The organism is Halomonas sp. SIMBA_159, from assembly GCF_046536035.1.
Taxonomy (GTDB): Bacteria; Pseudomonadota; Gammaproteobacteria; order Pseudomonadales; family Halomonadaceae; genus Vreelandella; species Vreelandella venusta_A.
Map to the genome: position 1 here is coordinate 86,168 of NZ_JAWJBT010000011.1, position 12,551 is coordinate 98,718.

At 56.4% G+C, this 12,551-nt stretch carries 12 protein-coding genes and 4 tRNA genes; 10 read left to right on the forward strand and 6 right to left on the reverse strand.

Translation table 11 applies throughout. The features are described from left to right. Positions 1-86 precede the first annotated feature (86 nt). The 6 genes from R0J87_RS08850 to typA form a co-directional block, all read right to left on the reverse strand. A complete protein-coding gene (locus R0J87_RS08850) occupies positions 87-1,412 on the reverse strand; it encodes a branched-chain amino acid ABC transporter permease (RefSeq protein ID WP_498885651.1) in 1,326 nt (441 codons plus the stop codon). Continuing rightward, a complete protein-coding gene (locus tag R0J87_RS08855) occupies positions 1,412-2,416 on the reverse strand; it encodes a branched-chain amino acid ABC transporter permease (RefSeq protein ID WP_498885653.1) in 1,005 nt (334 codons plus the stop codon). The genes R0J87_RS08850 and R0J87_RS08855 overlap by 1 nt, the downstream gene beginning before the upstream one ends. Positions 2,417-2,432: 16 nt before the next feature. Then, positions 2,433-3,161 carry an ABC transporter ATP-binding protein gene (locus R0J87_RS08860; RefSeq protein ID WP_404344511.1) on the reverse strand — a complete coding sequence of 243 codons (729 nt, stop codon included), beginning with the start codon at positions 3,159-3,161 and terminating at the stop codon, positions 2,433-2,435. A gap of 107 nt (positions 3,162-3,268) precedes the next feature. Continuing rightward, on the reverse strand, positions 3,269-4,039 hold the full coding sequence (locus tag R0J87_RS08865) for an ABC transporter ATP-binding protein (protein WP_404344512.1): 771 nt from the start codon (positions 4,037-4,039) through the stop codon (positions 3,269-3,271). Between the two features lie 54 nt (positions 4,040-4,093). Further along, positions 4,094-5,530, reverse strand: coding sequence for a sodium-dependent transporter (locus R0J87_RS08870; protein WP_404464800.1), 1,437 nt, complete (start codon positions 5,528-5,530; stop codon positions 4,094-4,096). Between the two features lie 257 nt (positions 5,531-5,787). Further along, on the reverse strand, positions 5,788-7,614 hold the full coding sequence (gene typA, locus R0J87_RS08875) for a translational GTPase TypA (protein WP_404464802.1): 1,827 nt from the start codon (positions 7,612-7,614) through the stop codon (positions 5,788-5,790). Between the two features lie 163 nt (positions 7,615-7,777). On the opposite strand from typA, the gene R0J87_RS08880 reads away from it, so the two are divergent. The 10 genes from R0J87_RS08880 to rplA all read left to right on the forward strand — a co-directional run bounded on the left by R0J87_RS08880 (position 7,778) and on the right by rplA (position 12,551). Next, positions 7,778-8,761, forward strand: coding sequence for a biotin--[acetyl-CoA-carboxylase] ligase (locus R0J87_RS08880; RefSeq protein ID WP_498885656.1), 984 nt, complete (start codon positions 7,778-7,780; stop codon positions 8,759-8,761). Next, positions 8,758-9,597 (forward strand): type III pantothenate kinase, encoded by an 840-nt coding sequence (locus R0J87_RS08885; RefSeq protein ID WP_404344516.1) that lies wholly within the window; start codon positions 8,758-8,760, stop codon positions 9,595-9,597. Before R0J87_RS08880 ends, R0J87_RS08885 begins: the two co-directional genes overlap by 4 nt. Positions 9,598-9,724: 127 nt before the next feature. Continuing rightward, positions 9,725-9,808 (forward strand) — tRNA-Tyr (locus R0J87_RS08890). A 106-nt stretch (positions 9,809-9,914) separates the two neighbouring features. After that, positions 9,915-9,988 (forward strand) — tRNA-Gly (locus R0J87_RS08895). 15 nt (positions 9,989-10,003) lie between these two features. Beyond that, a tRNA-Thr gene (locus tag R0J87_RS08900) sits at positions 10,004-10,078 on the forward strand. Between the two features lie 150 nt (positions 10,079-10,228). Further along, positions 10,229-10,304 (forward strand) — tRNA-Trp (locus tag R0J87_RS08905). Between the two features lie 72 nt (positions 10,305-10,376). Next, positions 10,377-10,760, forward strand: a complete 384-nt coding sequence (secE, locus tag R0J87_RS08910; protein ID WP_188640082.1) for a preprotein translocase subunit SecE — start codon at positions 10,377-10,379, stop codon at positions 10,758-10,760. Between the two features lie 8 nt (positions 10,761-10,768). Next, positions 10,769-11,302: a transcription termination/antitermination protein NusG gene (gene nusG, locus R0J87_RS08915; RefSeq protein ID WP_159340656.1), complete on the forward strand. Its 534-nt coding sequence runs from the start codon at positions 10,769-10,771 to the stop codon at positions 11,300-11,302. Between the two features lie 122 nt (positions 11,303-11,424). After that, on the forward strand, positions 11,425-11,856 hold the full coding sequence (gene rplK, locus R0J87_RS08920; protein WP_009098963.1) for a 50S ribosomal protein L11: 432 nt from the start codon (positions 11,425-11,427) through the stop codon (positions 11,854-11,856). A 2-nt stretch (positions 11,857-11,858) separates the two neighbouring features. After that, positions 11,859-12,551, forward strand: coding sequence for a 50S ribosomal protein L1 (gene rplA, locus R0J87_RS08925; protein WP_404344517.1), 693 nt, complete (start codon positions 11,859-11,861; stop codon positions 12,549-12,551).

Consider the following 12,551-nt stretch of genomic DNA (forward strand, 5'->3'; position numbering starts at 1 on the left):
CGATAATAAAACCCTCGACAGTTAAACCCTCGATAGTAAAACGCCCCGCTCATTGAGCGGGGCGTGTTTTTGGTGATGCCGAGGAGTTAGCCGTGGCTCTTAATCTTCTCAGGCAGCAGGCCTTTGGGCGCAAAGCGCAGTACCAGGGTGATCAGCATGCCGATCACTAATACCCTAGCCTGTAGCGCTCGGCTGTCCATATTGCTGGGCGCCTCCCAACCAAAAGTGCCTTCGCCAAACGCGACGGCTAGCTGCATTAAAAACAGCGCCAGGGGCTCTGACATAATCCAGATAATGTAGACCGCCACGGCCCCAAAGATGGTACCCAGGTTATTGCCGGGGCCGCCCAAAATAACCATCACCAATACTAAGAAGGTGTGGTTTAGGGGCAGGTAGCCCTGCGGGTCGAACAGGCTGTTGAACGTGCCCAGCATGCCGCCCCCCAGGCCCATCAAAATGCAGCCCAGCACGAAAATCTCCAGGCGACGCTTGTTGATGTCCTTACCCATGGCCGCCGATGAGACTTCGTTATCGCGAATTGCGCGAATCATCCGCCCCCAAGGAGCGTGGTAAGCGCGATGCAGAAGGAAGAAAATCACCGCAATGACCACCGCCGTCACCGACAGGTAAATCGCGCGGGAAAGGGTAAACCCCAGCTCGGCAGGGCCAGGCGTCGGCCAAGGTAACGGGGAGACAGTCGCCGTACCACGGGTGAGCCAGTCGGAGTTTTTCAAAAACGCCTTGATGATCTCGGCAATGCCCAGCGTGGCAATGGCGAGGTAGTCGCTGCGCAGCCCAAGGCACACATGGCCGATAAAGTAGCCCACGCCACCGGCCAGCGCGCCGCCGACGATCCAGCCCACCCAAGGCGGCAGGCCAAACCCGCCCACAAAGCCCGCCTGGGACTGGATTTGGCTGGTCACATCGCGCAGCAGGCTGATCACCACCAGATAAAGCACCACCGCCAGCACCACGGCGATGACGGTGCGCAGCGTTTTGGGTACGCCCAGCCGGTCGAGCTTGGTGGCACCGACGACCACGACCGTGGCTGCGAGGCCATAGAGCAGCACTTGCCCTAGCTCGCCCGGTAGCTCCGTGCCCCAGAAGGCATCGTTGACCGGCACGCTAAACAGCATGGCGCAGAAGCCGCCCAGGGCCACAAAGCCCATCACCCCGGCATTAAACTGACCGGCGTAGCCCCACTGAATCGTTAGGCCCAATGCCAGAATGGCGTAACAGGCGGCTTCGACCAGCATGCGCGTGCTGTACGCCGCGCCCATCAGGGCGTAAACCGCCAGTACGGCGGCAAACAGCGCGCCAAACAGCACTAGTTCGCGCAGCGGGAAGCGGCGCTGTGGCGTAGCGTCTTTCGGCGTGTAGGCCGGGTTGCGAGTATTGGTTGGATGGCTCATTAGATCACCTTGCCTTTAAACAGGCCGGTCGGGCGCCACACCAGGATGGCCACCAGAATAAAGAACGGCACCACAATCTTATATTCAGTGCCCACGAAGGCGAGGTTCGATGGCAACGTCAGCCACTCGGGGAAGCTGTCTTGGAAAGGGCGCAGCAGCACGTTCCAGTTAAATACCGCCAGGGTTTCGGCAAAGCCCACCACAAAACCACCGGCAATCGCGCCGTAGGGGTGGCCCACCCCGCCAACAATCGCCGCCGCGAAGATCGGCAATAGCAGGAAGAAGCTAAGGTCTGGTTTGAAGGTCACGTCCAGCGAGAGCAGCGTGCCCGCAATGGCGGCCAGGCCGCCTGCAATCACCCAGGTGACCGCCACGATGGTATTGGTGTTAATGCCTGATGCCTGGGCCAGCTCCGGATTATCCGACATGGCGCGCATGGCTTTGCCTAACCGTGAGCGGTTCAAGAACAAGTGCAACGCGATCACCGCCACGATGGTAATCACGAACAGGTAGATCTGCGGCTCGGTGATCACAATCGGAGCCCGCGCGCCCTCAAACGGCAGTGCAATGCGGAAAATCTCTTTGCGGTCATCCACGTAGAGGCTCTGCCCGCCGGTACCTGAGAACAGACGAATGAGGCCCTGCAGCATCAGCGTGACGCCCAACGAGCCAATCACCATCACGATCGGTTTCACGCTGTGGGCGCGCAGCGGCTTGTAAAACGCCTTATCGATACCCACTGCGAGCAGGGCGGTGAGCAGCATGGCCAGCGGCAGCATGATCAGCGCCGTGGGGACGCCGATGCTGGCGCCCACCGCAGGGAACGCCGTGGTGAGCAGCAGCACCATAAAGGCACCGAAGGTCATCATGTCGGCATGGGCAAAATGGGCAAAGCGCATAATGCTGAAAATCAGCGTGACGCCAATCGCGCCAATGGCGTAAATCGAGCCAGTGACACTGCCCGCAATCACCACGTTATTAATAAAAAAAGCCAGTTCGTTCACGCGTTTCTCCCCCGGGCTAGCCGCCCAAAAAGCTTTTGGCGACATCAGGGTCGGCCAGTAGGGCCGCCCCGGTATCCGTAAAGCGGTTCTGGCCTGCTGCCAGTACAAAGCCCTTGTCAGCAATGGCCAAGGCCTGCTTAGCGTTCTGCTCGACCATTAAAATGCCCACGCCGGCGGCGTTGATCTTCTTCACGCGGTCGAAAATCTCATTCATATAGAGCGGTGACAGGCCCGCTGTGGGCTCATCCAGGAGCAGCAGGCTAGGTTCCGCCATTAAGGCGCGCCCCATGGCGACCATCTGGCGCTGACCGCCTGAAAGCTCGCCAGCAGGCTGGTGGCGCTTTTCGACCAGCGGGGGGAAAAATTCGTAGACCTGTTCCAGCATACGCTTCACGTTTTGCGGCTTCAGGTAGGCGCCCATTTCCAGATTCTCTTTGACCGAGAGGCTGGGAAACACGTTTTTTTCCTGGGGCACAAAGCCCATGCCGCGCTCAACGAGCTGATTAGGTGGCAGGTTGTGAATCGGCTGGCCGTTAAGCAGGATTTCGCCCTGGTTCACGTTGAGCAGTCCAAACACGGCTTTGAGCATGGTGGACTTGCCCGCGCCGTTGGGGCCTACAATGACGCCGACCTCGTCGGCATACAGCGTCATATTGACCCCGTTTAAAATATTCATGCTGCCATAGCCGCCGTGCACATCGCGTGCATCAAGCAGTGGCTGGGGTGATGCTTGTGTGGATGACATAAACGCGTCTCAGCAAGCGTCGCGCTGGGATCTCCAGTCGCGATCATGTTGTTGTAGCCAGTAGTGGTGGCTAATTATTATGGCGATGATGAGTGTAAAGCAGTGGCTTAGGCGGCATCAGAGCCAAAGTAGGCTTCAATAACCGCCGGATTATTTTGTATGTCTTCAATGTGGCCTTCGACCATCACGCTGCCCTGGGCCAGTACAATCACAGGGTCGCAGAGCCGCGAAATCATATCCATATCGTGCTCAATCACTAAGAAGGTGTAGCCCATTTCGCGGTTGAGCCGCTCAATATTGCCCATTAAATCGCCCAGCAGGGTGCGGTTTACCCCGGCGGCAATTTCATCCAGCAGCACTACCTTGGCATCGGTCATCATAGTACGGCCCAGTTCCAGCAGCTTTTTTTGGCCGCCGGAGAGGTTGCCCGCCAATTCGTTGCGCACGTGATGCAGGCCCACAAAATCTATCACCTCCAGTGCGCGACGGCGCACCTCAGCCTCTTGCTGGCGCACCAGCCCAGGCTTAAACCAAGTGTTGAAGAGGCTTTCGCCGGCCTGCTGGGGCGGCACCATCATCAAATTTTCCAGCGCGCTCATCTGGCTGAACTCGTGGGCAATTTGGAAGGTGCGCAGCAAGCCTTTATGAAAGCGCTGGTCGGCACTGAGTGAGGTGATATCTTCACCATCCAGCAGAATGTGGCCGCTGTCGGGAGTGAGCGCTCCTGCAATCAGGTTAAACAGCGTCGATTTACCCGCCCCGTTAGGGCCAATCATGCCGGTAATCGAGCCTTTCTCTACTCGGATGGAGCAATCGTTGATGACGTGTAGCCCACCGAACGCTTTATTAACGTGTTGTACTTCGATAAGCGGTTGCATGGTGTCCTCGTACGGCAGGCGACCCGTGGGTCGCCTGCGGCATGGATGTTGTTGTTAAGTCTTGGAGTGGCGCAGCCGCTGGCTAGCGGCAAAGGCACCTACAATGATGAGCGACCCCAGGGCAGGAATGGCGTAGCCCTCTACCTGAGGAATGGTGCGTAAAAAGACAAAGGAAACCGCTGCCGGGCCTACAAAGCGCACGAGAAAACGCCAGATCTTAAACCATGTCGCGTTGGTGCCAAGCTCTTTTATCACTTCACTTTGCGTCAGCGCCCAGCCTGCAAATAGCGCAATCATCAGGCCGCCTATGGGCATAAAGATATTGGTCAAAAGCTCAATAAACTCAAAGGCGCTACGGCCAAACAGCGTATGGAAAATCGTCCCTTCTGCCCACACGTTAAAACTCATGACGGTCAGCAGGCCCATGGCCCAAGCGGCGACGACCATAATGGTGACGGCCTGCGGGCGGGTCATATCAAAACGTTCCACTAGGAAGGCGGCCACTGGCTCAATAAGTGAAATGGACGAGCTAATCGCCGCACCCAGCACCAGGATGAAGAACACGCCGCCCACCAGAGCCCCAAACGGCATTTCGGCAAAGGCCAGCGGCAGCGTCACAAACATCAGTCCTGGGCCTTGCCCTGTTTCCAGTCCAGCACCAAAGACCAGCGAAAAAATTGCCAGCCCCGCCACCATGGCCACCGCTGTGTCCACAAAAGCCACGGCGATAGCGGTACGGGTCAGCGAGGCGTCACTCGACATGTAAGCCCCATAAGCCATGATCGCGCCCATCCCCAAACTCAAGGTAAAGAAGGATTGGCCCATCGCCTGCAGCCAGCCTTCCAGGCTCAGGTCGCTGATATTAAACGTGAACAAGAAGCTCGCAGCGGCGCCTACATCACCATTGATGATGCCGTAGATCAGCACCACGATCAGAATGACAAACAGCGCAGGCATCATAATGCGCAGGCCAGACTCGATGCCTTTATGGATACCCATGCCAACAATCAGCGCTGAAGCTGCGATAAACAGCGTGTGATAGAGCGTCATCAGCCCCGGTGAAGCGAGTAGGGTATTAAAGCCATCGCTGATCGTTTGTGCATCGGCACCTACTAACGAGCCGGTGAGCATCAGCCACGTGTAGTGCAGCGCCCAGCCGGCAATCACCGAGTAAAAGCTTAGTATCAAAAAGGCGGAGGCGGCGCCTAGCCAGCCAATAGATTCCCACGCCCGCGACGTTTTATGAGTTTTGGTTAAATGCCGCATACCCATAATCGGGCTGCGTCGGCTGGTGCGTCCCAGCATGGTTTCGGCGATTAAAATCGGTATGCCAACAGCGAAAATGGTCAGTGCATACACCAAGATAAAGGCACCGCCACCGTTTTCGCCGGTGAGGTAGGGAAAGCGCCAAAGATTACCAAGACCAACGGCAGAACCAACCGCTGCCAGCAAAAAAGTGCCTTTGTGAGTCCAGACGTTATGACCGCTCATGTGAAGGAGTGTCCGTGTAGGGGTGCAAGGATGGGGGTAGGTATCCAAACACTTGTATGAATTGTGGCGTGTCAGCTGCCCGAGGGCGTGCTGAGGATAGCGCTACTTTGCGATAGAACGATCACGCTTACCAGCGTGCAAGCGTTTAGGTTGCGTTAACGAGGTCGTTTGGTAGTGCGTGTAACAGGCAATAATGCGAAGAGGCTTTTCATAAAAAAGCCCGCACAGCGGCGGGCTTTTGACGAACGGCGGTTAGCTTACTTCTTGCTAGCGCGCTTACGCTCGTTTTCGGTCAGGTGCTTCTTGCGCAGGCGGATGTGGCTGGGCGTGACTTCTACCAGCTCATCGGAGTCCAGGAACTCAATGGCTTGCTCAAGGGTAAACTTGATCGGCGGCGTCAGAACGATGTTCTCATCGTTACCGGTAGAGCGCATGTTATCGAGCTTCTTGCCCTTAGTCGGGTTCACCACCATGTCGTTGGCACGGTTGTTAATACCGATCAGCATGCCTTCGTAGACTTCAGTTGCGTGGTCGATGATCAGCTTACCGCGCTCCTGAAGAGCGTACAGTGCGTAAGCCAGCGCCTTACCGCCTACCATAGACACCAGTACGCCGTTGCGACGCTCGATAGATGCATCCGGCTTCAGCGGGCCGTAGTGGTCAAAACGGCTGGTCAGGATGCCGGTGCCGGAAGTCAGGGTCAGGAACTGACCACGGAAGCCGATCAAACCGCGTGCAGGAATGATGAAGTCCAAACGAACGCGGCCTTTACCATCCGGGTTCATGTTGGTCATCTCACCTTTACGGTAGCCCAGCTCTTCCATGATGGAGCCTTGGTGCTGCTCTTCACAGTCGATGATGACTTCTTCGTAGGGCTCTTGCTTAACGCCGTCGATCTCTTTGATGATCACTTCCGGGCGGCCAACGGCCAGCTCGAAGCCTTCACGACGCATGGTCTCGATCAGTACCGACAGGTGCAGTTCGCCACGACCAGAGACTTTAAACTTCTCGGGCGTTTCGCCTTGCTCAACGCGCAGAGCGACGTTGTGGATCAGTTCCTGCTCTAGACGATCTTTGATGTTACGGCTGGTGACGAACTTGCCGTCTTTACCGGCGAACGGCGAGTCGTTGACCTGGAAGGTCATAGACACGGTCGGCTCATCAACAGACAGCGGCGGCAGTGCTTCAACGGCGCTCGGGTCACACAGCGTGTCGGAGATGGCCAGGTCTTCGATGCCTGTGATGCAGACGATATCGCCAGCGGTGGCTTCGGTGGTTTGAACTCGCTCAAGGCCCATATGGGTCATCACCTGACCGATTTTGCCTTTCCGAGTCGTACCATCAACGCTGATGACCGAGATCTGCTGGTTAGGCTTCACAGAGCCACGTTTGATGCGGCCAAGACCGATGACGCCGACGTAGCTGTTGTAGTCCAGGGCAGAAATCTGCATCTGGAACGGGCCGTCAACTTCGACGCGGGGCGGCTCAACGATGTCCACAATCGCTTGGAACATCGGATCCATGTTGTCGGCCAGCGCTTCCGGGTCCATGCCGGCAATACCGTTCAGCGCCGAGCAGTAGATAATCGGGAAGTCGAGCTGTTCGTCGGTAGCACCCAGGTTGTCGAACAAGTCAAAAATCTGGTCGATAACCCAGTCAGGACGTGCACCGGGGCGGTCGATTTTGTTCACTACCACGATCGGCTTCAGGCCCTGAGAGAAGGCTTTCTGGGTCACGAAGCGCGTTTGTGGCATCGGGCCATCTACGGCGTCAACCAGCAGCAGAACCGAGTCCACCATGGACATAACACGCTCAACTTCACCACCGAAGTCGGCGTGCCCAGGGGTATCCACGATGTTGATGTGGTAGCCCGTACCATTACCATCCTGCCACTGAATAGCGGTGTTTTTGGCCAGGATGGTAATACCACGCTCCTTCTCCTGGTCATTGGAGTCCATGATACGCTCTTGACCTTCGGCCTTACGGTCGAGCGTGCCAGACTGGCTTAACAGTTTGTCTACCAAGGTAGTTTTACCGTGGTCAACGTGGGCGATGATGGCAATGTTGCGAAGATTCTCGATCACGACGCGATCCTGCTAGAAAAATAGGGCGGCATTATAGGGTCTGGGGGCGGTCCACTACCAGCGCTGTCTTAAATAAAGCAGCAAGTCAATAACCTAAACGCGGCAGTTTTCGCTGTTGTGACGCTTCCGTTAAGATAGGCGTTTTCCCAATTGGGGCAAGCACATGACCATCGGTAACCTGATGCGTTTGTTGAGCGATGGCGAGGTTCATTCCGGTGAACAATTAGGTGAAACGTTAGGCGTTTCCCGAGCCGCCGTGTGGAAACAGCTAAAAAAATTAGAGACGCTGGGGGTGGAGCTGGTAGCGGTTAAGGGGCGAGGCTATCGATTGGCGTGTCCGTTAGAGCCGCTGGATGGAGCAAAAATCGTCGAGCGCCTGCCCGCCGATGCTCGTCACTTACTGGCACGGTTATTTGTTGAAGACCATCTCCCTTCTAGCAATGAGTATCTGCGCGAACGCTTCACGCAGGGGGCCGGCCATGGTGAGGTGTGCTTTGCGGAGTTGCAAACCGCCGGGCGCGGGCGTCGGGGGCGCGTATGGTCAACGCCCTGGGGGCAAAGTCTCATGGTCTCGATGGGCTGGCGGTTTGAATCGGGCATCAACGCGCTGGAAGGGTTGAGCCTTGCAGTGGGTGTTGTGGTTTCTCAGGTGCTGGAGCAGTACGGCGTGTCGCCCAAGCTGAAGTGGCCCAACGATGTGCTGCTGGCTGAGCAAGGCGATGAGCTAGGCAAGCTGGCCGGTATTTTGATTGAGGTCACCGGTGATGCAGCAGGCCCCTGCGAAGTGGTGATCGGAATGGGGATGAATCTATCGCTACCCGAGCGCCTGCGTGCCACCATTGATCAGCCGGTGGCGGCGCTGTTTGATGCTAAGGCGGGCATTTCCCGTAATCAGCTAGCGGCCGATATGGTGGCAGGGCTGCTGGATTTGCTGGCAGGCTTTGAAGCAAACGGTTTTGCCCCCTGGCGCGATGGCTGGAACCAGCGGCACGCCTATGCCGGGCTGCCTATCCGCGTTATTCAAGGTGAGCGCTCAAGCGATGCCGTCGCAGGAGAGGTAGATGAGAGTGGTAACCTGTGGGTTACCGAACACGGTCACTCGCGACGCCTATCGGGCGGTGAGATCAGCGTACGTAGGCGTCTATGATTTTGGATTTAGATATCGGCAACACGCTGTCGAAGTGGCGGCTTAAGGATGCCGAGAGCAGCGAGATACGCTCGCGAGGTGCCGTATGGACGCGGGAAGAGTGGCGGCCAGGGGCGGATATTCCCGACTTGGACGTGGTCGAGGCCGTTCGTATCTCAAGTGTTGCGCGAGCCGCTGTGCTGGAGGAAACCGTGGCGCTACTGCGCCGTCAGGTGCGACATGTGTACGTTGCGCGTTCTACCCAAGAGGCGCTCGGCGTAGTGAATGGCTATGAGGAGCCAGGACGGTTGGGCGTTGACCGCTGGATGGGGGCGCTGGCGGGCTATCAACTGGCAGGTGGTTGCTGCGCAGTAGATTGTGGAAGTGCGATTACGATTGATTTCGTACTGCCCGGCGGCGTGCACCTAGGCGGCTTTATCATCCCTGGTCTGCGCTTAATGAAAGAGAGCCTGAAGCTTGGCACCCGCAATGTCGCGATCGACCCCGAGAGCGAAGCTGATGCGCTTCTGGAGCCTGGGCGGCGTACGGTGGATGCGGTGAATCACGGTATCTATATGGCGGCGGTGAGCGCCATTAATCGTATTTACAGTGAGGTATGCGATCAGCAGGGGGTCGCGCTCCCCATGCTGCTTACCGGGGGGGATGCCAGGGTGGTATCGCGAGGTGTGCAAGTACCCCACGCGGTATGGCCGGACATGGTGTATGGCGGGCTTGAGGCAAGCTATCCCTTAACCTTTGCTGAGCGAGCGGGCAAAATGTCAGGCGCGCCGCGAGTGCCTGAGCCCGTATCGTTAGAAAAAATTCGCGCAGGCCTTGCATTCTCCATGTTGCTTTGACAGAATGCAGCGCGTTCCAGAGCGGAAGCAGCGCTAGAAGTAGCGTCGCCTCCAGCAAGCTTTGATAAATAAAGAGTTTGCAGGCTTGACACCGTTTTGGAGGCTGGCATAATATGCCGCCACAGCTGGAGAGGTTCCCGAGTGGCCAAAGGGAGCAGACTGTAAATCTGCCGCGAAAGCTTCGAAGGTTCGAATCCTTCCCTCTCCACCAAGTTTATCAGCCATTGAAGTGTTCGGTGGTTGGGAATGAAAAGCCGGTAAGCGGGCATTAGCTACTGTTTCTCGTGCAGCGGATTGTCATTCTATAGGCAAGTTCGGCGGGCGTAGTTCAACGGTAGAACCTCAGCCTTCCAAGCTGATGGTGCGGGTTCGATTCCCGCCGCCCGCTCCAGTTTGATGTGTTTTGGCTCATGTAGCTCAGGGGTAGAGCACACCCTTGGTAAGGGTGAGGTCGACGGTTCAATTCCGTCCATGAGCTCCATATTGCGAAGAAAGCGAGCGAAGCTCGCTTTTTTTGTCTTTGCCTTCTGTGTTTCGCAGAAGGTGGTAAGTAGGGGTTGTCAGGCGGTATGTTCTCCGCTACTATGACGCCCGCTATTGCGTAGGCGATTGCTTGCGCATGTGACGATACAGGCCAGTAGCTCAATTGGCAGAGCAGCGGTCTCCAAAACCGCAGGTTGGGGGTTCGATTCCCTCCTGGCCTGCCAACCTTCCCCAGGTTGGTATGTCTTTTCTAGAATTCCTTTGTCGCTCGCTGCACCCTTAGGAGTCTCGTTTTTATGAAGCCTAGTTCCGTAAAACATGGCGCAGAGGTGCAACAGACGCGCCATGACGGGCTCAAATGGGCAGCGGTTGTGGCGTTGCTTGTCGTTGCAGTCGTTGGTAATACCTATTTTGCCGATATTGGCCTGCTCTACCGCGTCTTAGGTGTGGTGGTGTTGTGTGCGCTTGCTGGTTTGATCGCCTTAACAACCACGAAAGGTCGCGATTTAGTTGAGCTTGCCATAAGCGCCAAGAAAGAGATTCAGCGCGTTGTATGGCCGACCCGTCCCGAAACTATTCAGACAACCGCGATTGTGCTGGTGGCTGTATTGGTGGTGGGTTTGATGCTGTGGTTGATTGACACTCTTCTTGGCTGGGCGATGTCCGGCGTCATTGGTTAGGAGTTTTCATGTCCAAACGTTGGTACGTCGTCCACGCTTATTCCGGCTTTGAAAAGCATGTCATGCGCTCGCTTATCGAGCGTGTGAAGATGTACGGCATGGAAGATCGCTTTGGCGAGATCCTGGTGCCGACGGAAGAAGTGGTTGAGATGCGCGACGGTAAGCGCCGCAAGAGTGAGCGCAAGTTCTATCCGGGCTACGTGCTAGTCGAGATGGAGATGGTAGATGAAACCTGGCACTTGGTGAATGAAACGCCACGCGTCATGGGATTTATCGGTGGCACCAAAGAGAAGCCTGCCGCGATTACTACACGCGAGGCAGAAGCGATTCTGCGTCGTGTGAAAGACGGTACTGACAAGCCGCGGCCTAAAACCATGTTTGAGCCGGGTCAGTCGGTCCGCGTTATTGATGGTCCGTTCGCTGACTTCAACGGTGTTGTTGAAGAAGTGAATTACGACAAGAGCCGTCTGCAGGTCAGTGTGCTGATCTTTGGACGTGCGACACCTGTTGAACTTGAGTTCTCTCAGGTAGAAAAAGAGTAATTTCAAAATGTTGCAGGGTGGTGCGCAATGCGTGCCACCCTGGATTCATGTAAAGCAGCCCAGCGCTGCTTTACGCGTACCGGGGAGCCGTCAGGCGCTATCACCCAACTGGAGTATTTACCATGGCCAAGAAAGTACAGGCTTATATCAAACTGCAGGTTGCTGCAGGTAAAGCCAACCCGAGTCCGCCCGTAGGCCCCGCGCTGGGTCAGCACGGTGTGAACATCATGGAATTCTGTAAGGCGTTTAACGCTGCGACTCAAGAAATTGAGCCCGGCCTGCCGACGCCTGTCGTGATCACTGTGTACTCTGACCGCAGCTTCACGTTCGTCACCAAGACGCCGCCTGCTGCCGTACTGCTGAAAAAAGCAGCGGGCATCAAGTCTGGTTCTGGTGAGCCGAACAAGAAGAAAGTCGGCACCGTGACCCGCGAGCAGCTCGAAGAGATCGCCAAGACCAAAGAGCCGGATATGACGGCTTCTGATCTCGACGCCGCGGTGCGCACCATTGCTGGTAGCGCTCGTAGCATGGGCTTAAACGTGGAGGGTCTCTGATCATGGCTAAACTGTCTAAGCGCGCGAAAGTTATTCGCGAGAAAGTAGACACGAACAAAGCATACTCTCTGGAAGAAGCCGTTGCGCTGCTTTCCGAGCTGTCTACTGTTAAGTTCAAAGAGTCTCTTGACGTTGCGATCAACCTTGGCGTTGACCCGCGTAAATCTGACCAGGTTGTACGTGGCGCCACCGTTATGCCTAACGGTACTGGCAAAGACGTACGCGTAGCGGTCTTCACCCAGGGTGCAAACGCCGACGCTGCTAAAGAAGCAGGCGCTGACATCGTGGGCATGGAAGATCTGGCTGACCAGGTCAAGAAAGGCGTGATGGACTTTGACGTTGTTATCGCTTCTCCGGATGCGATGCGCGTTGTAGGTCAGCTGGGCCAGATTCTTGGTCCGCGCGGCCTGATGCCTAACCCGAAAGTTGGCACCGTAACGCCTGACGTGGCGACTGCGGTTAAAAATGCCAAAGCGGGTCAGGTGCGTTTCCGTACCGACAAAAACGGCATTATCCACACCACGCTGGGTAAAGTTGATTTTGACGCTGCCGCTGTTCAGGGCAACCTGGAAGCGCTGGTTGCTGACCTGAAGAAGCTCAAGCCGAGCTCCTCTAAAGGTATCTACTTTAAGAAGATTACCCTGTCCACTACCATGGGCCCGGGTTTGACTCTCGACCACTCTGCGCTGGTATAA

Bases quoted from the DNA above. Each gene is read 5' to 3' on its own strand.
- R0J87_RS08850 (WP_498885651.1), bottom strand. From the start codon at position 1,412: ATGAGCCATCCAACCAATACTCGCAACCCGGCCTACACGCCGAAAGAC.
- R0J87_RS08860 (WP_404344511.1), bottom strand. From the start codon at position 3,161: ATGTCATCCACACAAGCATCACCCCAGCCACTGCTTGATGCACGCGAT.
- R0J87_RS08865 (WP_404344512.1), bottom strand. From the start codon at position 4,039: ATGCAACCGCTTATCGAAGTACAACACGTTAATAAAGCGTTCGGTGGG.
- R0J87_RS08870 (WP_404464800.1), bottom strand. From the start codon at position 5,530: ATGAGCGGTCATAACGTCTGGACTCACAAAGGCACTTTTTTGCTGGCA.
- R0J87_RS08880 (WP_498885656.1), top strand. From the start codon at position 7,778: ATGACCATCGGTAACCTGATGCGTTTGTTGAGCGATGGCGAGGTTCAT.
- R0J87_RS08885 (WP_404344516.1), top strand. From the start codon at position 8,758: ATGATTTTGGATTTAGATATCGGCAACACGCTGTCGAAGTGGCGGCTT.
- secE (WP_188640082.1), top strand. From the start codon at position 10,377: ATGAAGCCTAGTTCCGTAAAACATGGCGCAGAGGTGCAACAGACGCGC.
- nusG (WP_159340656.1), top strand. From the start codon at position 10,769: ATGTCCAAACGTTGGTACGTCGTCCACGCTTATTCCGGCTTTGAAAAG.
- rplK (WP_009098963.1), top strand. From the start codon at position 11,425: ATGGCCAAGAAAGTACAGGCTTATATCAAACTGCAGGTTGCTGCAGGT.
- rplA (WP_404344517.1), top strand. From the start codon at position 11,859: ATGGCTAAACTGTCTAAGCGCGCGAAAGTTATTCGCGAGAAAGTAGAC.